General features: G+C 65.7%; 20 protein-coding genes and 1 tRNA gene. 9 read left to right on the top strand and 12 right to left on the bottom strand.

The window, feature by feature from the left end; genetic code table 11:
- Positions 1-52: 52 nt before the first annotated feature.
- The gene (locus AC5Y5C_RS20200; protein WP_499975715.1) at positions 53-1036 is read right to left on the bottom strand and encodes a nucleoside triphosphate pyrophosphohydrolase; all 984 of its coding nucleotides are present in this window, start codon (positions 1034-1036) and stop codon (positions 53-55) included.
- Entirely contained in the window at positions 1033-4686 is a 3654-nt protein-coding gene (mfd, locus tag AC5Y5C_RS20205) for a transcription-repair coupling factor (RefSeq protein WP_499975717.1), read from the bottom strand. The genes AC5Y5C_RS20200 and mfd overlap by 4 nt, the downstream gene beginning before the upstream one ends.
- 107 nt (positions 4687-4793) lie before the next feature.
- Between mfd and lysA the strand changes: the two genes are divergently transcribed.
- On the top strand, positions 4794-6140 hold the full coding sequence (gene lysA, locus AC5Y5C_RS20210; protein ID WP_499975718.1) for a diaminopimelate decarboxylase: 1347 nt from the start codon (positions 4794-4796) through the stop codon (positions 6138-6140).
- Here the strand turns inward: lysA and AC5Y5C_RS20215 are convergent.
- From AC5Y5C_RS20215 to AC5Y5C_RS20245, 7 genes are all read right to left on the bottom strand, one after another.
- The gene (locus AC5Y5C_RS20215) at positions 6137-6460 is read right to left on the bottom strand and encodes a hypothetical protein (RefSeq protein ID WP_499975720.1); all 324 of its coding nucleotides are present in this window, start codon (positions 6458-6460) and stop codon (positions 6137-6139) included. The genes lysA and AC5Y5C_RS20215 overlap by 4 nt on opposite strands.
- A gap of 34 nt (positions 6461-6494) precedes the next feature.
- Complete coding sequence (locus tag AC5Y5C_RS20220; protein ID WP_499975722.1) at positions 6495-6794, bottom strand: hypothetical protein; 300 nt, start codon at positions 6792-6794, stop codon at positions 6495-6497.
- An 82-nt stretch (positions 6795-6876) separates the two neighbouring features.
- The gene (locus AC5Y5C_RS20225) at positions 6877-7140 is read right to left on the bottom strand and encodes a hypothetical protein (RefSeq protein ID WP_499975723.1); all 264 of its coding nucleotides are present in this window, start codon (positions 7138-7140) and stop codon (positions 6877-6879) included.
- 129 nt (positions 7141-7269) lie between these two features.
- Entirely contained in the window at positions 7270-7533 is a 264-nt protein-coding gene (locus AC5Y5C_RS20230; protein WP_499975725.1) for a hypothetical protein, read from the bottom strand.
- Between the two features lie 104 nt (positions 7534-7637).
- Positions 7638-7937, bottom strand: coding sequence for a hypothetical protein (locus tag AC5Y5C_RS20235; RefSeq protein WP_096499596.1), 300 nt, complete (start codon positions 7935-7937; stop codon positions 7638-7640).
- Between the two features lie 94 nt (positions 7938-8031).
- Positions 8032-8211, bottom strand: coding sequence for a hypothetical protein (locus AC5Y5C_RS20240; RefSeq protein ID WP_499976100.1), 180 nt, complete (start codon positions 8209-8211; stop codon positions 8032-8034).
- A 128-nt stretch (positions 8212-8339) separates the two neighbouring features.
- A complete protein-coding gene (locus tag AC5Y5C_RS20245) occupies positions 8340-8933 on the bottom strand; it encodes a TetR/AcrR family transcriptional regulator (RefSeq protein WP_070936308.1) in 594 nt (197 codons plus the stop codon).
- A gap of 151 nt (positions 8934-9084) precedes the next feature.
- Here AC5Y5C_RS20245 and AC5Y5C_RS20250 point away from each other — a divergent pair.
- The 4 genes from AC5Y5C_RS20250 (at position 9085) to AC5Y5C_RS20265 (ending at position 12459) form a co-directional block, all read left to right on the top strand.
- Positions 9085-9156, top strand: a tRNA-Gln gene (locus AC5Y5C_RS20250).
- Between the two features lie 16 nt (positions 9157-9172).
- Positions 9173-10621: a bifunctional UDP-N-acetylglucosamine diphosphorylase/glucosamine-1-phosphate N-acetyltransferase GlmU gene (glmU, locus tag AC5Y5C_RS20255; RefSeq protein WP_499975730.1), complete on the top strand. Its 1449-nt coding sequence runs from the start codon at positions 9173-9175 to the stop codon at positions 10619-10621.
- A gap of 175 nt (positions 10622-10796) precedes the next feature.
- Positions 10797-11783 (top strand): ribose-phosphate diphosphokinase, encoded by a 987-nt coding sequence (locus tag AC5Y5C_RS20260; protein WP_499975733.1) that lies wholly within the window; start codon positions 10797-10799, stop codon positions 11781-11783.
- 76 nt (positions 11784-11859) lie between these two features.
- The gene (locus AC5Y5C_RS20265) at positions 11860-12459 is read left to right on the top strand and encodes an LpqN/LpqT family lipoprotein (protein WP_499976101.1); all 600 of its coding nucleotides are present in this window, start codon (positions 11860-11862) and stop codon (positions 12457-12459) included.
- Here the strand turns inward: AC5Y5C_RS20265 and AC5Y5C_RS20270 are convergent.
- Positions 12446-13624: an erythromycin esterase family protein gene (locus tag AC5Y5C_RS20270; RefSeq protein ID WP_499975735.1), complete on the bottom strand. Its 1179-nt coding sequence runs from the start codon at positions 13622-13624 to the stop codon at positions 12446-12448. The genes AC5Y5C_RS20265 and AC5Y5C_RS20270 overlap by 14 nt on opposite strands.
- A gap of 40 nt (positions 13625-13664) precedes the next feature.
- Between AC5Y5C_RS20270 and AC5Y5C_RS20275 the strand changes: the two genes are divergently transcribed.
- The 4 genes from AC5Y5C_RS20275 (at position 13665) to AC5Y5C_RS20290 (ending at position 17022) form a co-directional block, all read left to right on the top strand.
- Positions 13665-14549 carry an oxidoreductase gene (locus AC5Y5C_RS20275; protein WP_499975737.1) on the top strand — a complete coding sequence of 295 codons (885 nt, stop codon included), beginning with the start codon at positions 13665-13667 and terminating at the stop codon, positions 14547-14549.
- A 169-nt stretch (positions 14550-14718) separates the two neighbouring features.
- Positions 14719-15369: a 50S ribosomal protein L25/general stress protein Ctc gene (locus tag AC5Y5C_RS20280; RefSeq protein WP_499975740.1), complete on the top strand. Its 651-nt coding sequence runs from the start codon at positions 14719-14721 to the stop codon at positions 15367-15369.
- A 33-nt stretch (positions 15370-15402) separates the two neighbouring features.
- Positions 15403-15969, top strand: a complete 567-nt coding sequence (pth, locus tag AC5Y5C_RS20285) for an aminoacyl-tRNA hydrolase (RefSeq protein WP_499976102.1) — start codon at positions 15403-15405, stop codon at positions 15967-15969.
- A 30-nt stretch (positions 15970-15999) separates the two neighbouring features.
- On the top strand, positions 16000-17022 hold the full coding sequence (locus AC5Y5C_RS20290; protein WP_499975742.1) for a beta-ketoacyl-ACP synthase III: 1023 nt from the start codon (positions 16000-16002) through the stop codon (positions 17020-17022).
- On the opposite strand, the gene AC5Y5C_RS20295 is transcribed toward AC5Y5C_RS20290, so the two are convergent.
- Both AC5Y5C_RS20295 and AC5Y5C_RS20300 read right to left on the bottom strand, forming a co-directional pair.
- Positions 17023-18198 carry a carboxylesterase family protein gene (locus AC5Y5C_RS20295; protein ID WP_499975743.1) on the bottom strand — a complete coding sequence of 392 codons (1176 nt, stop codon included), beginning with the start codon at positions 18196-18198 and terminating at the stop codon, positions 17023-17025.
- Positions 18195-18821, bottom strand: a complete 627-nt coding sequence (locus AC5Y5C_RS20300) for a TetR/AcrR family transcriptional regulator (protein WP_499975745.1) — start codon at positions 18819-18821, stop codon at positions 18195-18197. Before AC5Y5C_RS20300 ends, AC5Y5C_RS20295 begins: the two co-directional genes overlap by 4 nt.
- Positions 18822-18830 lie beyond the last annotated feature (9 nt).

Genomic DNA, 18830 nt, shown 5'->3' on the forward strand with positions numbered 1-18830 from the left:
GCGAAGCCGGGCACAAAGGCCCGTCCGGCGCGGACGTAGCTACCGTCTGGGTCTACACCGACTCTGCATCGGCGTCGTCGGCAGACGCCTCAACCGGATTCCGCAGCCAATGTTCGCGCCACTCCTCGCCGTCCACACCGCGCAGGTCCGTGCTGGCCAACCCTGCGGCGACATCCTCACCGCGCCGCCCGGCCAGAATGGCTCTCTCGGCGCGGCGCACGGTGTCCATGAACTCCAAAACATCTGCACGCAACTGGTTCTCGGCGTCGCCCTCGAGTTCAATGGTCACCGACAGCAGCTGCGCCGGGATCAACTCCTTGGGCAGCCCCGCAGCCGTCACCCTGCCCAGCACCTTCTGGGTAAGTGCGAGCGCGGGCTGGCTACTGGACACACCGTCCAGGCACGAGTCGCGATCCTTCTCCTGCGCCTTGCGCTCTTCCCATTGCGCCAGTTGCTCTTCCAGCGAGATCGAGCTGGAATCCCCACCAGCGCCGAGTATTACCGGAATGCGGTTACCCAACTTGTTCAGTAGCGCCTCGGCGACATCGTCGATGTTGAATGGATGCTCCGGGGCGTCTTCCGCGATGCGGGCATGGAAGAGCACCTGCAGCAGTACATCTCCCAGCTCTTCGCGGAGCTCGTCCACATCACCGGTGCGCACGGCATCGAACAGCTCGTAGGTCTCTTCGAGTAAGTACCGGCGCAGGGAATCGTGGGTCTGAGTGCTCTCCCACGGGCCGTTCGTCCGCAGCCGGTCCATCACCGCCACCGCGTCGATGAGCTTCTCGCCCTGACGCACCGGCGGCGCGATAACCTTGGCCCCTGCCCCGATCCGCGCCTTCACCTCCGGATGATCGCGGTCCGAGGACAGCAGCGCGGGGGCATCATCTCCGACGTACACCGGACGCGCGGTCGACAGCGACCACGCCAGCCGAACCGGCAGTTCCTCGGTGTACTGCAGATCGCCGGCGAGCAAATCAACGGCCTCCACCGGGACCATCGACGGATGGCGCGGGTCCACAAGGATGACGGTCATTTGCTCACCTCCACTGGTGTTATATCAACACTGCCCGCGGGACGCCCCGACAATGCCAGCAGCAGGTCGACGATCATATGCACGAGCTCCAGGTCCCGGATTCGCTCCGAGCCCACACCTCCGTCGCCGGCACGCGGAATGGGAACCTGGACAACGGAAGTCGTCGCACGATACTGAGCCGACGGATGCAAGCGTTTGAGCCGCAATTGCGCCGAATCCAAAAGCGGTAGCGGCTGTATCCGGATATTGGTGCCGGTCACCGAGAGATCGGTGATTTCCATCTCGCGGCACAGCAGACGCAGCGAGGCCACGGCGACAAGTCGCTGGACCGGAAGCGGCAGCGGGCCATACCGGTCGATGAGCTCTTCCACGGCCGCACTGATCTGCGTGGCGTCCCCTGCTGCCGCCAGCCTGCGGTACGCCTCGAGGCGCAACCGGTCACTGCCGATGTAGTCGGTGGGCAGATGCGCGTCGACGGGAAGATCGATACGCACCTCCTTGGGCTCCTCCGCGGTCTGCACCGTCTTCCCGTCAGCCGCAGCGCGGTATGCCTCGACGGCCTCGCCGACAAGCCGGACGTAGAGATCGAAACCCACCCCGGCGACATGACCGGATTGCTCGACGCCGAGCACGTTGCCCGCCCCACGAATCTCCAGGTCCTTCATGGCGACGGCCATGCCGGCACCGAGATCGTTGTTCTGGGCGATTGTCGAGAGCCTGTCGTACGCGGTCTCGGTCAGCGGAACCTCGGGCGAATACAGGAAGTAGGCATATCCACGTTCACGGCTACGGCCGACGCGGCCACGCAGCTGGTGCAGCTGCGACAGCCCGAAGATATCTGCCCGCTCCACGATCAGGGTGTTCGCGTTGGAGATGTCCAGCCCCGTCTCGATGATGGTGGTGCACACCAGAATGTCGTACTCACGGTTCCAGAAGCCCTCGACGGTGCGTTCCAGCAATTCCTCGGGCATCTGACCGTGCGCCACAACAACTCTGGCCTCCGGCACCAGCTCACGCAGTCGAGCGGCGGCTCTGTCGATCGTGCTCACCCGGTTGTGCACGTAGAACGCCTGTCCGTCACGCAACAGCTCGCGGCGCAGCGCCGCCGCCACCTGCTTGTCATCGTGCGGGCCCACGTACGTCAGGACTGGGTAGCGCTCTTCGGGCGGAGTGAGGATGGTCGACATCTCGCGGATGCCGGCCAGGCTCATCTCCAGCGTGCGCGGGATCGGGGTGGCGCTCATCGTGAGAACGTCCACGTGGGTGCGCAGCGCCTTGATGTGTTCCTTGTGCTCGACGCCGAAGCGCTGCTCCTCGTCGACGATCACCAGACCGAGGTCCTTCCATCGCACAGCCGTCTGCAGCAGACGATGGGTACCGATCACGATATCGACTGAGCCGTCGGCCATTCCCTCGATGACCAGCTTCGAGGTGGCCGGATCGGTGAATCGGGACAGGCCCGCCACCTTCACCGGGAATCCCGCGGTGCGATCGGTGAAGGTCTGCAGGTGCTGGTCGGCAAGCAGTGTCGTGGGCACCAGCACCGCGACTTGCTTACCGTCCTGGACAGCCTTGAACGCCGCCCGCACCGCGATCTCGGTCTTTCCATAGCCCACGTCGCCGCACACCACCCGGTCCATCGGGACTGGTTTCTCCATATCGGATTTCACCTCGGTGATGGCGGTCAGCTGATCGACGGTCTCGACGAACCCGAAGGCGTCTTCCATCTCCCGCTGCCACGGAGTATCCGGCGCGAAGGCATGACCGGGAGCGGCCTGGCGCGCCGCGTACAGCGCAACGAGCTCACCGGCGATCTCACGAACAGCCTTGCGCGCCTTAGTTTTCGTGTTGGTCCAGTCGCTACCCCCGAGGCGACTCAGGCCGGGTGACTCACCACCCACATATCGAGACAGCTGATCGAGGGCATCCATCGGCACATACAGGCGATCGCTCTGCCCACCGGCGGCGGCGCCGCGCTTGCCCGAGGCGTACTCCAGCACCAGGTACTCCCGACGGGCCCCGCCGACGGTGCGTTCCACCATCTCGACGAATCGCCCGATGCCGTGCTGATCGTGTACGACGAGGTCGCCGGCGGTGAGGGCGAGCGGGTCAACCTGGTTACGGCGCTTGGCGGGTAGCCGCTTGCCATCGGTGGCCGCCACCCGGCTGCCGGTGAGATCGGTCTCGGTGACGATGACGACATTGGCCCCGGCCAGCACCACACCGTCGGTGAGGTGGCCGCGCAGTACTCCGACAACCCCCTCGGCGGGCTCGGCTCCCGGCTCCAACAACGTGGCAGGCGTTTCTGTTTCGGCTAGCTGCTCGATAATCCGGTGGGTGGTACCCGCGCCTGCGGCCACCACCGCTGCCCGTCCACCCGTCATCACGTGGGCGCGCAGCATCGCGAAAATCTCCGCGGCGCCTTCCTTGTGACCGCGCGAGGACGGCGACGGGCGCACCGCCAGCTCGACAGACTGGTCGTCACCCATGCTCAGCGGGCTCAGCGACCACCACGGATGTCCGGCCTCATCGGCAGTGCGCTTGACGTCATCAAGCTCCCTAAACCCCGAGTCTGCCAGCGCCGCAATGTCGATCGGAGCGTCGGCGCCGATCGCGGCGACCGACCAGGAGGCCTCGAGGAACTCGCGGCCGGTGCGCTCCAAGTCCGCCGACCGGGTGCGCACCTTCTCCGGATCGCAGACCAGCACCGGGGCGGTATCAGGCAGATGATCGACGAGCATGGTGAGCTCGCCCGAATGCAGCACGGGCAGCAGCGATTCCATCCCGTCGACGCAGATGCCGTCCGCCAGCTTGGCCAGCATCTCCGCCACCCCGGTCCCGATCCGGTGCTCATCGGGCACCTCCGCGGAGGCACTCGCCACCGCGGCAAGTTCGGCAGCACGGGCACGTACCTGCGCGGTGAGCAGCAGTTCGCGGCAGGGCATCGCGAGCACGGAGGTGACCTCCAGCTCGGGGATCGATCGCTGGTCGGCGACCGAGAAGTAGCGCATCTCGCTGACCTCGTCGCCCCAGAACTCGACACGCACCGGATGGTCTGCGGTGGGACTGAAGACATCGAGAATGCCGCCACGCACCGCGAACTCACCGCGGCCCGCCACCATGTCCACGCGGGTGTATGCGAGTTCCACCAGGCGGGCGATCAGTCCGTCGAATTCCGACTCGGCACCGACCATGAGCTCCACGGGCTCAAGATCGAACAGCCCTGGGGACATCGGCTGCAACAGCGAGCGAATCGTGGTGACCACGACCCGCAGCGGTGGCCCCATCCGGGAATCCTGCGGATGCGCCAGCCGGTGCAGCACCTGCAGCCGTGCGCCTACGGTGTCGACTCCGGGCGACAACCGTTCATGCGGAAGCGTCTCCCAGGACGGCAACAACGTCACCGCATCGCCGTATACGTCGCGCAGCTCGGCGGTAAGGTCTTGCGCTTCCCGGGTGGTGGCCGTCACAACCAAGACGGGCGCATCGCTCGCATCGGCGAGACCGGTCACGACGAATGCCCGGGCACACGACGGTGCCGTCAGATCAAGGCCGGTCTTGGCGGCGATGGCCGGGGCAAGTACATCGAATGCGGGATCCCGCAAGGCTGTCCGGATCACCCCGGCGAGAGGCGGGGCAGTCACAGTCATGGTGGCTCCATTCTACGGCGCCCAGATCTCGCCAAAATCGGGCCCATCACCGTCAAGGCAGCGTCAAGAAACTCCGCATGCGCTCGCCACAGGCGCACGGTGGATGCATGACACTTCTGGACCTCCTGCCGTCCTTACACAACGTGGCGCGGCCACGCGTCGACCCGGCCGTATGGCCGGTGACCACACACCTGGACGAGCAGGGCCGGATGTGCGTCGGAGAGACGGCACTCTCGGAAATCGCCGACCAATTCCGCACCCCCGCATACGTGCTTGACGAGGAGGACTTCCGCTACCGCGCCCGCCGCTATCGCAGCACCCTGCGCGAGATCGAAGTCGCATACGCCAGCAAGGCGCTGCTGACAGCCGACGTCGCGCGCTGGGTGGCACAAGAGGGCCTGTCGCTGGACGTCTGCTCCTCCGGCGAGTTGGCGACCGCACTCGCGGGCGGATTCGATCCGGAACGAATCATCATGCACGGCAACGCCAAGACCCCTGACGAGCTCAGTGACGCGGCCGCGGTGGGCGTGGGCCGGATCGTGGTGGACTCCTACACAGAGATCATGTTCCTGGCCACCCGGCTGTCCAAGCGCCAGCGGGTGCTGGTGCGCGTGACCCCCGATATCGACATCCACGGACATTCCGCGGTCACGACGGGTGTCACCGACCAGAAGTTCGGATTCCCGCTCCAGGGTGGGCATGCCACCGAGGCCGTCCGCCGTGTTCTTGACCAACCTCTACTCAACCTGGTGGGCCTGCACTGCCATATCGGCTCACAGGTCACCGACTGCGCGCTCTACGGCGAGACCATCCGCCGCATGATCGCCGTGATGGCCGATATCCGCGCCAAGCACGGCGTGATCCTGGGTGAACTCAATATCGGCGGCGGCCACGGTGTGCCCTACCGTTCGGGTGACCCCGAACTCGATCTCGCCGAACTGGCGGATTTCATCGACGACGCCCTCGACGCCGCCTGCGCGGCTGAGCGATTCCCGCGGCCGCGCGTCGTGGTGGAGCCCGGTCGTGCCATCTCCGCGCGCGCGGGCGTCACGCTGTACCGAGTGGTGTCGGTCAAGACGCAGCCGGGCGGACGCACCTTCGTGGCCGTCGACGGCGGCATGAGCGACAACCCCCGCGTCTCGCTCTACGACGCAAAATACAGTGTCGCGCTGGCCAATCGGCATCCCTCCGCGCCACCACAGCTGGTCACCGTAGCCGGGCGGCACTGCGAATCCGGCGACGAGATCGCCCGCGATGTCAGCCTGCCCTCCGATGTGCGGCCCGGCGACGTGCTGGCCGTGGCCTGCACCGGTGCGTACAACCACAGCATGGCCTCGTCCTACAACCTGGTCGGGCGGCCCCCGGTGCTCGGGGTTCGCGATGGACGGGTGCGCGAACTTGTACGCCGCGAGACGATCGCCGATCTACTCTCGCGGGACTGCGGCGCGCGTTAGGGCCAGTGTGGGGTGGGCGCGGGTTTGGTCTGCTCGACCGTCAACGGCGGGGTGGGCTCGTGCTCGGGGTCCGGAGTCGAGTAAATCTCCGCGTTTCCCGGTTTTGAGCACTTCTGCTGGCCGGGTGCGGACTCCTGGCAGCTCGGGCGGATAGTTGCCGACGGCGTCACCGAAGTCGTCGGCAAGGAACACGTAGCCGCACCCGGTGCGCACGGGTCGGCGGTCTGATTCGCACCAGAAACGCCCACCACCGCCGAGCCTCCAATGACGAGGCCCGTCACTGCCGCTGGCACCACGGCGCGCGTAAGCGACAACCGCATGACTCCCACGGTAGAAGCCCGGAGGCATGTTCGTCTAGAGCGCGGCACCGCCCTTGGTCGGGGCAACCGTCAACGGCGGTGCCGGGATATGGGCCGTCGGGGTCGAGTGCAGCTCGGCATCACCAGGTTCGGAGCAGACCTCCTCACCCGGTTTTGGCGCACTGCACTTTTCATGTGCTCCCGCCGGCGGGACGACCGCGGTGGGCAGCGCGCATGCGGCGGCACCCGGTGCACACGGGGGATCAGCGTGGGATACCCCCAAGGCCAACGGCATACCAATGGCGACACCCGCGGCCACTAGCAGCGCCGCACGCCGTACCAGCACAAACATCATGAGACGACGATAAGTCCGCCCACCTCATGGTGCCATCCGACCGGCATTCTTCCCAGTCAGTTCACAGCCAACTGCCAGCGGCTCAGGGGTGATTACGCGCCTCACCGGGAGCATTGATCATCTGCCACGGCGGCATGCCACTTTGCGGAACCTGCGGGACATCGGCCGGGTTCGGCTTCGAGTGCAATTCGGCGTCCTCGTGCACCGGAGCCGCCGGGCTCGGGGCCTGGCACATTGCCGGATCCGCGCACGGCTGCTCCGCCCCCACCACAGGGGCCGGTACCGCGGGCATGACGACCAGCGCGGCCGCGGCTGCCACCGCCCATCGCATCATTCTTGACGTCATGACACGCACCTCGCCTATCGATCAACCCCAGGTTTGACTTTAGGCGTTTTTCGCACGCCATACAGCTAGTTCACAGCATTTTCAATGCTATCGGCCAGGGTTGCGCGCGCGCCTGTCGCGGTGGCTATGTCAAAGATTGTCGGGCCGCACCGGGACATCCGGCGGCGTCGGCAGATCGGCGGGATCCGGCCAGGACCGGAGCTCCGCGTCCCCCGGGGTTATGCACACCTCAGAACCCGTCCGCGGCTGCGTACAGTGCCCATGGCCGGGCCCATGTCCCGGCCCATGGCCGCCGTGGGCAGCACGCACCGAACTTGTCACGTCGCAACCAACAGGAACCGCCGTCAGCAGACCCGTCGCTACCACCGCCATGGCGTATCGAAGGCCAGGCATGGAACAACACCCCTTTAATGCTTAGATTTCCTAACGAATCAAAATTAGACTCATGAGGATCTGAAAGCAACCGTCGAGGACGGCGTTGCCCCGGTGTCTACCGGTTAGTGGCCGCCCATACCGGGGTTACCGAAAACCATCCAGGGCGGAGTCTCGGCCTGCGGCACCGGCGGGATGTCTGCCGGATTCGGCGAAGAGTGCAGTTCAGCGTCCCCCGCACGGGTGCACACCATGTCGTCGGGTCCGCCGTTGCAATTCTCGGGGTTGGGCGGCTCCGATTGACACATGGCCGGATCCGCACACTGCGGATCGGCCGCGGCAACCGAGGCCAGCGACACGGGCAAGGCGCCCAATGCTGCCGCGGCGGCGCCGACCACTGCCCATCGCACAACTACTGACGTCATGACAAACACCTCATCCTGTGGTCAACCCCAACACATTAAATTCTAGGTGATCGGCGCATGTCACGCACTGGTTCGGCCCGGCTGCGGCGGTCTGTCATGGGATCCAGATACCCGAGCCGGTACCGCCGACGACCAGCCACGGCGAGGCCTGGGGGACCTCCGGGATGAACTCCCGGTTCGGCGTGGAATGCAACTCGGCATTGCCCGGCTTCACACATACCCGCGCGGTCAGCGGGCCACTGCAGTTGTCCGCGGCCGCAACGGGCGCGCTCATCACGGCGACCGCGACGGCGGCTGCCACGCCAAGAACGAGGCGAATCACCGTCACCGTCGACCACCTCCTGCGCGAACCACTCGTTATGTCAAACGGTGCGGGCCGGGCAGATGTTCCTGCCTGACGAGTCATTCCTCATGTAGCTGCGGATCTGCTTCCAGGTGCTTCAAACCATGCCAGCACAGGTTGACGATGTGCGCGGCCACCACTTCCTTCTTGGGCTCACGGGCATCGAGCCACCATTGGGCCGTCATCGATACCTGCCCCACCAACGCCTGCGCGTAGAGCGGTGCCATCTCAGCGTCCAGACCACGGCGCTGGAAGTCGCCCGCCAGGATGCTCGACACCTGACTGACCGCGTCGTTGAGCAGACTCGAATACGTTCCCGAGCTGACACCGGGCGGTGAATCACGGATCAGGATCCGGAACCCGTCTGTGCGGTCCTCGATATAGCTCAACAAAGCCAGGGCCACCTGTTCCAGCCGCACCCTCGAGCGATAACTCGTCAACGACGAGGTGATGCCGTCGAGCAGCACCGACATCTCGCGGTCCACCACGACGGCATAAAGACCCTCCTTGCCGCCGAAATGCTCGTACACGACCGGTTTCGACACCCCGGCACGCTGAGCGATCTCCTCGATGGAAGTGGCCTCGTACCCGCGTTCAGCGAACAACGACCGCGCCACATCGATGAGCTGGCGGCGGCGCTCCGTGCCGGCCATGCGGACGCGAGGAGTCCGCGCCGGGACTTCCGGCCTACCAGGTACCGCCATGTGCCATCACTTTCCTCGGTCGCAGAACCGAGCTCGTGGACCTAATGTCGCTCGGGCAAGCCTCGCTCCTTGGTCGACTACAGTCTTCATTCTGTAACAGTCCGTCGTGGTGTAATCGGCAGCACCTCTGATTTTGGTTCAGATAGTTCAGGTTCGAGTCCTGGCGACGGAGCAGTAGGGAGTAGGAAATGCCAGGCAATTCCGCTGGGACTGCAGTAATCGTGCTGGCCGCGGGTGCCGGCACCCGTATGTGTTCGGACATCCCCAAGGTGCTGCATACCCTCGGCGGCCGCTCGATGCTGGCGCACTCGGTGCATGCTGCGGCCAGCGTCAATCCCGAGCACTTGGTGATCGTGCTGGGACACGACCGCGAACGCATTGCCACTGCAGTCGACATCCTCGCCGAATCGCTCCACCGTGAGATCGGTGTCGCAGTCCAGGAACAGCAACTCGGCACCGGGCACGCCGTGGCGTGCGGCCTGCAGGCGCTGCCTGCGGACTTCGCCGGCACCGTCGTGGTCACCTCCGGCGATATCCCGCTGCTCGACGGGGAAACGCTGGCCGGGCTGATCAGCCGGCACAAGGCCGAACCCGCCGCCGCCACCTTGCTGACCACCACCCTGGCCGATCCCACCGGCTACGGACGCATCCTGCGCACCCAGGACCGCGAGGTCATCGCGATCGTCGAGCAGACCGACGCCACCGACAGTCAACGTGCCATCGGTGAGGTCAATGCCGGCGTGTACGCCTTCGATATCGGGCCACTGCACGCCGCGCTGTCTCAGCTGCGCTCCAACAACGCGCAACACGAGCTGTATCTCACCGATGCCGTATCCATTATCCGCCAGAGCGGAAAAGTGGTGCACGCCAACCACGTTGACGACAGCGCACTGGTGGCCGGTGTCAACGATCGCGTACAGCTGTCCGAATTGGGCGCCGAGCTGAATCGGCGGATCATCCGCTTCCACCAGCGCGCCGGAGTCACCATCGTCGACCCGTCGAGCACCTGGATCGATGTCGACGTCCGGATCGGTCAGGACGCGACCATCGCGCCCGGTACCCAACTGCACTCGCAGACCGTCATCGGCAGCCATTGCCACATCGGCCCCGACAGCACCCTGATCGACGTGACGGTCGGCGACTCGGCCACCGTCATCCGCACCCATGGCCAGGGTTCCACCATCGGTGCGCGATCGGTGATCGGGCCATTCACCTACCTGCGGCCGGGCACGGTGACCGGTGAGAGCGCCAAACTGGGCGCGTTTGTGGAAGTCAAGAACTCCACAGTGGGCCGCGGCACCAAGGTGCCGCATCTGACGTACGTGGGGGATGCCGACATCGGCGAGCACAGCAACATCGGGGCATCCAGCGTGTTCGTCAACTATGACGGAGAAACCAAGCGGCGCACCGTAATTGGCTCGCATGTGAAGACCGGATCGGACACCATGTTCGTGGCCCCGGTAACCGTCGGCGACGGCGCGTACACCGGTGCCGGGACGGTCGTGCGTGAGGACGTGCCACCGGGCGCACTGGCGATATCGGCCGGTCAGCAGCGCAACATCGAAGGCTGGGTGGCACAGAAACGCCCGGGAAGCGATGCGGCCAAGGCCGCCGAGGAAGCGTCCAAGAATTCCTGACCCGCCGGGCGTGCACACCGCTTTTCACGCCCGGCGAATACCGGGTTTGGCCATCTCGTGTTCAAATTCCGGCAACCCGCTCCCAGCCACCGGGGAAAGGTCCGTACCATTACCCCGACGGGGCGGTACCCGTCAGTAGCCCATCAAGACCCTAACCAAGAGGACTAGCTGCGCCGTGAGCACCGACTGGACGGATAACCGCAAGAATCTGATGCTGTTCTCGGGTCGCGCGCACCCTGAACTGGCCGAACAGGTCGCCAAGGAACTCGATGTCCAGGTGACCGCACAGACCGCCCGCGATTTCGCCAATGGCGAGATCTTCGTGCGGTTCGAGGAGTCGGTGCGCGGCTGCGACGCGTTTGTCTTGCAATCGCATCCGGCACCGCTGAACACCTGGCTGATGGAACAGCTGATCATGATCGATGCCCTCAAGCGGGGCAGTGCCAAACGCATCACCGCGATCCTGCCGTTCTATCCCTACGCCCGTCAGGACAAGAAGCACCGCGGCCGTGAGCCGATCTCGGCCCGCCTGGTTGCCGACCTGTACAAGACCGCGGGAGCCGACCGCATCGTCACCGTCGATCTGCACACCGATCAGATCCAGGGCTTCTTCGACGGACCCGTCGACCACATGCGCGCGCAGTCACTGCTGTGCGGTTATATCGCCGAGCACTATGTGAGCAACGGCGAAGATGTCGTCGTCGTCTCCCCCGACTCCGGCCGTGTGCGCGTCGCCGAGAAGTGGGCCGACTCCTTAGGAGGCGTTCCCCTCGCCTTTATCCATAAGACCCGTGACCCGCGAGTGCCCAACCAGGTCAAGGCCAATCGCGTCGTCGGTGACGTCACCGGCAAGACCTGCGTCATCACCGACGACATGATCGACACCGGCGGCACCATCGCCGGGGCGGTCGGGCTGCTCCACGAGGCCGGCGCCAAGGACGTCGTGATCGCCGCCACCCACGGCGTGCTGTCCGATCCCGCCGCGGAGCGCCTGGCCAACTGCGGCGCTCGGGAGGTGCTCGTCACCAACACGCTGCCCATCGGGGACGAGAAGCGCTTCCCGCAGCTGACGGTGCTGTCGATCGCACCGCTGCTGGCCAGCACCATCCGCGAGGTCTTCGAAAACGGTTCGGTAACAGGACTTTTCGACGGGAATGCGTAGCGCCGCGCTGGTCGCCGGGTGCCTCATGGCGCTCGCGACGGCCGGATGCGATGCGAAACAACCGGAACCACAAGCTATTTCATCAAACAGCTCGGCATCAAACAGTTCAGCATCGAGTAGCTCAGCGCCGAGTAGCTCACCGGCGCCCGGCGCCGCCAATCCGATGTCGATGAACGAGTATCTGCAGGGCCTTGGCGTCACGGTCACCCCGATATCACCGGAGAGCCCGGCGAACGTTCGTGTCGAAGTACCACTGCCGGAGGGCTGGGAGAACCTGGGCGCACTCGATCCCGCCTACCTGATCACCGACAAACCCGCCGGCGCAGACCAAGGGCGAACACCGAGCGCGGTGGTGTATCTGATCAAGCTGGAGGGCCCCTTGGACGCCCGCAAGGCGATCACCGAACACGGGTTCACCGACGCGCAGAACACCCCGAACTTTCAGAAGATCAGCTCATCCCTGGACGACTTCCAGGGATACCCGTCGGCTGCCATCGAGGGCATCTACGACAACCAGAACGTGCGCGTGCACGCCTGGAACCGCGATGTCATTGTGCCGGACGGGCCGCTGCACTACCTCGTGCAGCTCACGGTGACCACCACCGAGGTGCAGGCCACGGCACTGTCCCAGGACGTGGCCACGCTCACCGAGGGCCTACGGATCACAAAGCGGTAAGGCTCCGAACGAACGCGATGGCGTCGACGCCCTCCAGGTGCGCAGGATCGATCGGGTAACAACCGGACTGCGGTGGCACGTCCCGCCGGGCCGACAATCCGTCGGGAATCTCGGTGACGGGAAAGAGAATCCGGTCGCCGTCCCAGCTCCACATCCATCCGTGCAAGGTGGCAACGTGTGGCACACCGATGTTGGTGGCCTCATGAGTGCCGAAGTCGCCCGCGATGACCGCATACGGGACCCGGCCCGCCGAGGCAACCAGTGCGCCGGCACACCACCAGCTCGAGAGCACCGGGCCCATGGACACCGTGGTCCGATGTCGCTGCAGGTGCCCATTGTGGGCGAACACCAACGTTGGGCCCCTGTGTATTTCGGCCTCGGCGATCGCCTCCAGATTCTCGGCCATGAGCGCATCCCGGACGCCCAGCATGGTGGACATGCGGGACGGGCCAGGGTCGGCCATCGCGAAATGTGCGCGCAGCAGGCTCACCGCCGCACGGGCGATGGTGCACATCCGCCAGAACTGCTGTGGCGAGGTCGAAGCACGCAACGCCGGGGCGTGCATCTCCAATGCGATCACGAGTTCATCGGCGATCAGCCGCAATTGACGTGCCGGAGCCGATCGTCCGATCGAGGCGCCGGCATCGAACATCGCATCCGGATGAGACCAGGCGGCATCGTCACCCACCAGATCGGTGATCACCTCCTCCGAATACGGCAGGGCGGCACCATTCGCCGACAGATACCTGTGCACAGCAAGGAGGGTGTCGCGCGGGCTCGGTGAGGCCATCATCTCGGTGGTGGCATCGAAACCGTAAAACCGTACCTGCTCGCCAGGGTCGCGATCGGTGTTCCAATGACGCAACCATTCGATGAGCTCGCGGCTCGCGGGGTAGGCACCGAACCCGTGGCTGAAACCGGCGTCGAGCACGTCCTCGAGAGCCCCCTCCCCCGTCGTCACGTACCGGTCGACGGCGAACCCGGCCACGGCATCGCTCTCCACCGCCACCGACCGGAAACCACGCTCGGCCACAAGGTGACGAAGCAGTCGATTGCGCAAATACCCGAACTCCTGCGGCCCGTGGGTGGGTTCTCCGATACCGAGTAGGCGGGGCGGGATGTTCAAGCCCGAAAGGAAGGCGTCGACGTCTGCCTCGAAAGTCACACCTCGACGGTATCCGCCTTGGCGATTAAGGTCAGCTCCCGTGACCAAGTCGAATGCCAGATGGAGTGCCGCGGAGCTGCCGTCATTCGAAGGCCGCACCGTCATCATCACCGGAGCCAACAGTGGACTCGGGCTGGAGACCGCGCGCGAGCTGGCCCGCGTGGGCGCCCATGTCGTCATGGCGGTACGCAACACCGGGAAGGGAAAGGCTGCCCAGGCAACCATCACCGGAAGCACCGAGGTACGTCAGGTCGACGTGGCCGACCTCGCCTCGGTGCGCGCCTTCGCCGACACCGTCGAGGGCGCCGACATCCTGGTGAACAACGCCGGCATCATGATGGTGCCGCAGGCCAAGACCGCCGACGGCTTCGAAAGCCAAATCGGCACAAACCACCTCGGCGCGTTCGCGCTCACCAATCTGCTGCTGCCCAAGATCACCGACCGGGTGATCGCGGTGTCGTCCGTCGCGCACCGGGCCGGGAAGGTCGACCTCGCCGACCTCAACTACGAGCGCCGCCGGTATACCCGTGCCGGATCGTATGGCGCATCCAAGCTCGCCAATCTGCTGTTCACGAAGGAGTTGCAGCGCCGCCTCGACGCGGCCGGATCGCCGGTTCGCGCGCTGACCGTCCATCCGGGTGTCGCCGCCACCGAGCTGCAGTCGCACAGCGGGAACCCGATCTTCGAGATCGCGTTGAAGACCGGCAACCTCTTCGCACAGGACGCCGCGCATGGCGCCCTGCCGACGCTGTACGCCGCGTCCCAAGACCTGCCGGGTGACACGTACATCGGACCGGACGGTCCATTCGAGGCCAAGGGCTACCCCAAGCCCGTGGGCCGCAGCCGCAGAGCGCAGGACGCCGCGAGCGCAAGGGGCCTGTGGGACCTGTCCGAGCAGCTCACCGGGGTGTCATTCCCTTTCTGACCCCCGAGCTGATTGGCCTTTCGGGTTCGCGCTCGGCTACTCTGAGCGGGCTGTCACGGCGAGGGTGGGTCTTCCCACCGTTATCGACGGGAATCTTGTACTTATCGGGGCCTCCGCCCCGGAATGTCCTCCCTGCGCCGTGCCTAACGAAACGCAAGGAGTTGACCAAATGTCCAAGAAGAACACCCCCACCAGCAATAACCTCGCCGTCACCGTCCGCACGGACACCGGCAAGGGCGCCTCGCGCCGCGCGCGCCGCGACGGCCTGGTTCCCGCAGTCCTGTACGGCCACGGCACCACCCCCGAGCACCTGAACCTGCCTGCTCGTGATTTCGCAGCTGTGCTGCGCCACACCGGCACCAACGCCATCCTGACGCTGGACATCGAGGGCCGCGAGCAACTCGCCCTCACCAAGACCATCGAGATTCACCCCATCCGGCGCAACCTGCTGCACGCCGACCTGCTGGTCGTGCGCAAGGGCGAGAAGGTTGTCGTCGAGGTGAACGTCCATGTCGAGGGCGAAGCCGAGAGCGGCACCCTGGTGGCTCAGGACGCCAACACCCTGGAGATCGAGGCCGAGGCCATGTCGATCCCCGAGTTCCTCACCGTGTCGGTTGAGGGCCTCGCCGCAGGCACCCAGATCTCCGCCGGAGCGATCGAGCTGCCCAAGGGCTCCACCCTGATCTCGGATCCCGAGACCCTGGTCGTCAACGTCGTCGCGGCACCGACCGCCAGCGAGATGGACGCCGAGGGTGGCGGCACCGAAGGTGCCGAGGCTCCCGCCGCGGACGAGGCCGCCGAGGGCTCCACGGAAGAGTAGGCAGACTAGTCCGTGCTCCTATCCGACGATGCCGTGCTGGTGGTCGGCCTGGGCAACCCCGGGCCGGCCTATGCCAAGACCCGGCACAATCTCGGATTCATGGTCGCCGACCTACTGGCGGCCAAGGACGGCGCAACATTCAAGCCGCACAAGAAGTCCGGCGCCGAGGCGACAACGATTCGCCTCGGCGGCCGGGCCGTGAATCTGGCCAAGCCGCGCACGTTCATGAACACTTCCGGCCCCCAGGTGGCCGCGCTGGCGAAGTTCTTTTCGGTTCCCCCGGGGAACGTCATCGTGATACACGACGAGCTGGACCTCGATTTCGCAACCGTGCGGCTCAAGCTCGGCGGCGGCGAGGGCGGCCACAATGGACTGCGCTCGGTGTCTCAGTCACTGGGCACCAAGGACTATCTGCGGATTCGCCTAGGCGTCGGGCGGCCACCCGGCCGCAAGGACCCGGCCACGTACGTGCTGGAGAATTTCGCCAAGGCGGAGACCGAGCAGGTTCCCCTCCTGTGTGAGCAGGGCATCGATGCCACCGAGCTCCTGATCCGCCTGGGCCTGGAGGCCGCACAGAATCAGGTGCATGCCTGGACCTAGACGCCCGGATGGTGCCGCTATGGTCTCCTCATGACCGACATCGCGGAGATCACCGGCGTCAACAAGATCGGCCTGCTCAGCCTGGGGGCGTACCGTCCCGAACGCGTCGTCACCAACGAAGAGATCTGCGAGCACATCGAGTCCTCGGACGAGTGGATCTACACCCGCACCGGGATCAAGACCCGCCGGTTCGCCGCCGACGACGAATCCGCCCAAACCCTATCCATCGAGGCCGGACGTAGGGCCATCGCGAATGCCCTGCTGACCGGCGCGGAAATCGACGCCGTGATCGTCGCCACCAGCACCCACTACCTGCAGACCCCGGCGTCCGCACCGGCCGTCGCCACCGCTTTGGGGGCTCAGGGCGTCCCGGCGTTCGATCTGTCCGCAGGCTGCGCCGGTTTCGGATACGCGGTGGGCGTGGCGGGCGACATGATCCGCGGTGGCAGCGCCAGCAAGGTACTGGTCATCGGCTCGGAAAAGCTCTCCCCCGCACTGGATATGACGGACCGAGGTAACTGTTTCATCTTCGGTGACGGGGCCGGCGCCGTCGTCGTCGGCGAGACCGCCGAGCAGGGCATCGGACCCACGGTATGGGGCAGCGACGGCAGTCAGGCCAACGCCATTCGTCAGGACATCGACTGGATGGACTTCGCGGCGGCACCCGATCCGGAGGGCCCGCGCCCGTATCTGCGCATCGAAGGAACCTCGGTATTCCGTTGGGCCGCATTCGAAATGGGCAAGGTGGGGCAGCGCGCCCTGGAAGCGGCCAAGGTGGGCCCGGAGGATATCGACGTCTTCGTCCCGCACCAAGCCAACAGCCGGATCAACGAGTTGCTCGCCAAGAACCTGCATCTACGTTCGGATGCGGTGATCGCCAACGACATCGAGCACACCGGCAATACCTCTGCGGCTTCGGTTCCGCTGGCCATGGAGGGCCTGCTGTCGACCGGCGCCGCCAAGCCGGGTGACCTGGCCCTACTCATCGGATACGGCGCCGGACTGAGCTACGCCGCCCAGGTGGTCAGGATGCCACCTGTCCCGTTCGAGTGATTACTTCTCGCGCCTGAGCGCGATCGGCCAGCCGGCCAACTCGTCGATATCAGGGGTTCCGTTGCGTGCGAACGACGCCCACGCCGCACGCATCGCACGTCCGAAGCGGTCCACCTCGTCCCATGGAGTGTCGCCAAGCATCGGAGACGCACCCCAAGACTCGCGGTCGCCAAGAAGCAGGGGCAGTTCGATGCAATGCGTTGCGCCGAACGGCGACCCGGACGGCTGCCAATCGATCCGATAGGAGAACACCCGGGACCCGGTGGCCGCCAGCCGGTCCCGAAATCGGCGCACGTGTCTGCTCAAGACCAACTTCGACGGCATCGCAGCGAACCAAAGCGGCACCCCGAATGCGGTCACCTCATCATGGGTGAATCCCTGCATCACCTCGCGGCCGTCGCCGTCGACTGTGAACGGTTCCGCGCCCACCGGATACACACCGACTACCGGCGCGAACGGAATGAACAACGGCGATCGCGCACGGCTCGTGACGACAGCCCTGGTCGCCCGCAACAGCTCTTCGGGCCTCACAGACCGTGGATCGGCTGCCAGTTCCTCGGCCAGCTCACGACCGAACTCCTCAGCCTGCAGAGGCCGATGGGTGGAGAGCAGCGGTCCACTCTGGATGATGGCGCGGTGGAACAGTCCACGCGCCTCGGGCATGCCCAGCAAGAGCGCGGTCGAGAGGCCACCCGCCGACTGCCCGAACACGGTGACATTAGCCGGGTCACCACCGTAGTCGGCGATATGACGCTGCACCCAGCGCAGTGCCTCCAGCTGGTCGAGTAGCCCCAGATTGCCCGGGCTGACTCCGCCCAGATACAGAAAACCGAACGCGCCCAACCGATAGTTGACGCTCACCACCACGACGTCCTGCTCCTGACAGAGACGGGCACCGTCGTACCAAGACTGCAAGCCTCCTCCGCTGACGAAGGCTCCACCGTGTAACCACACCATCACCGGACGGCGGGCGGCGTCAAACGCGGGCGTGACGAGCGAGAGATTGAGGCAGTCCTCGCTCTGTGGCAGTCGCGGACCATACGCTCCCATAACGCTTTCCAGCCGTGACGGCGACTGCGGACAGATCGCGCCACTGGACGGACTCTCGCCAGTGACCGGCCGCGGCGGCTCGAATCGATTGGCCGTCGCATATCGGATGGCACCTGTTCGCATCATCGTCGACTCCGTTTCGTGGTAGCCCGCAGTGCGATGCCATCAAGCAGCATGGCGACGCCTAGCTCGAATTCGGTTGTAGGACTGGTTTGTTGCGCAACCTCGGCGAGCGCCGCCACACTCGGATAGTCATCGCGGGCCGCCGCGCCAATCTGCGTGGCCGCGCCCTGAGGGTCGGCCCCCAGACCGGCCTGCGCGGAGCCAAGCGCAAAACCCAACACCGCGCGAAAGGCAGCCAGCCTGGTTTCCCCTTCGAGCCCGCCGCGCCCCAGGGCAGCGATGAGCGCATCGATCACGGCGAACCCCGCAGGCGAGGACATCCGGCGCGTAAGCACCAACGGAATGGCGGCGGGATGCTTACGCACCGCGCTCCAGATGCCACGAGCGATCCGTTCGACATCGGTGCGCCAGTCGGCAGATGACCCGGGCGCCGGGACCGTGGCAAGCACGGCCATCACCACCAACTCTTCCAGGCCTTCTTTATCCGTGACGTAGTTGTAGAGCGTCATCGGCCCGGTGCCCAGTGCCGTCGCCAACGATCGCATGCTCAGCGCCGACAGCCCCCTGGCATCCACGAGTTCCAATGCGGTGGCTGCTATTTCGTCTCGCGTGAAGCGCGCTTTCATCGATCCCCT

This window comes from Mycobacterium sp. NGS15 (genome assembly GCF_059813245.1).

What these genes read in the sequence shown, in the direction of transcription:
- AC5Y5C_RS20200 (WP_499975715.1), bottom strand. Translation starts at nt 1,036, where the DNA reads ATGACCGTCATCCTTGTGGACCCGCGCCATCCGTCGATGGTCCCGGTG.
- mfd (WP_499975717.1), bottom strand. Translation starts at nt 4,686, where the DNA reads ATGACTGTGACTGCCCCGCCTCTCGCCGGGGTGATCCGGACAGCCTTG.
- lysA (WP_499975718.1), top strand. Translation starts at nt 4,794, where the DNA reads ATGACACTTCTGGACCTCCTGCCGTCCTTACACAACGTGGCGCGGCCA.
- AC5Y5C_RS20215 (WP_499975720.1), bottom strand. Translation starts at nt 6,460, where the DNA reads ATGCGGTTGTCGCTTACGCGCGCCGTGGTGCCAGCGGCAGTGACGGGC.
- AC5Y5C_RS20220 (WP_499975722.1), bottom strand. Translation starts at nt 6,794, where the DNA reads ATGATGTTTGTGCTGGTACGGCGTGCGGCGCTGCTAGTGGCCGCGGGT.
- AC5Y5C_RS20225 (WP_499975723.1), bottom strand. Translation starts at nt 7,140, where the DNA reads ATGACGTCAAGAATGATGCGATGGGCGGTGGCAGCCGCGGCCGCGCTG.
- AC5Y5C_RS20230 (WP_499975725.1), bottom strand. Translation starts at nt 7,533, where the DNA reads ATGCCTGGCCTTCGATACGCCATGGCGGTGGTAGCGACGGGTCTGCTG.
- AC5Y5C_RS20235 (WP_096499596.1), bottom strand. Translation starts at nt 7,937, where the DNA reads ATGACGTCAGTAGTTGTGCGATGGGCAGTGGTCGGCGCCGCCGCGGCA.
- AC5Y5C_RS20240 (WP_499976100.1), bottom strand. Translation starts at nt 8,211, where the DNA reads ATGAGCGCGCCCGTTGCGGCCGCGGACAACTGCAGTGGCCCGCTGACC.
- AC5Y5C_RS20245 (WP_070936308.1), bottom strand. Translation starts at nt 8,933, where the DNA reads ATGGCCGGCACGGAGCGCCGCCGCCAGCTCATCGATGTGGCGCGGTCG.
- glmU (WP_499975730.1), top strand. Translation starts at nt 9,173, where the DNA reads ATGCCAGGCAATTCCGCTGGGACTGCAGTAATCGTGCTGGCCGCGGGT.
- AC5Y5C_RS20280 (WP_499975740.1), top strand. Translation starts at nt 14,719, where the DNA reads ATGTCCAAGAAGAACACCCCCACCAGCAATAACCTCGCCGTCACCGTC.
- AC5Y5C_RS20290 (WP_499975742.1), top strand. Translation starts at nt 16,000, where the DNA reads ATGACCGACATCGCGGAGATCACCGGCGTCAACAAGATCGGCCTGCTC.
- AC5Y5C_RS20295 (WP_499975743.1), bottom strand. Translation starts at nt 18,198, where the DNA reads ATGATGCGAACAGGTGCCATCCGATATGCGACGGCCAATCGATTCGAG.
- AC5Y5C_RS20300 (WP_499975745.1), bottom strand. Translation starts at nt 18,821, where the DNA reads ATGAAAGCGCGCTTCACGCGAGACGAAATAGCAGCCACCGCATTGGAA.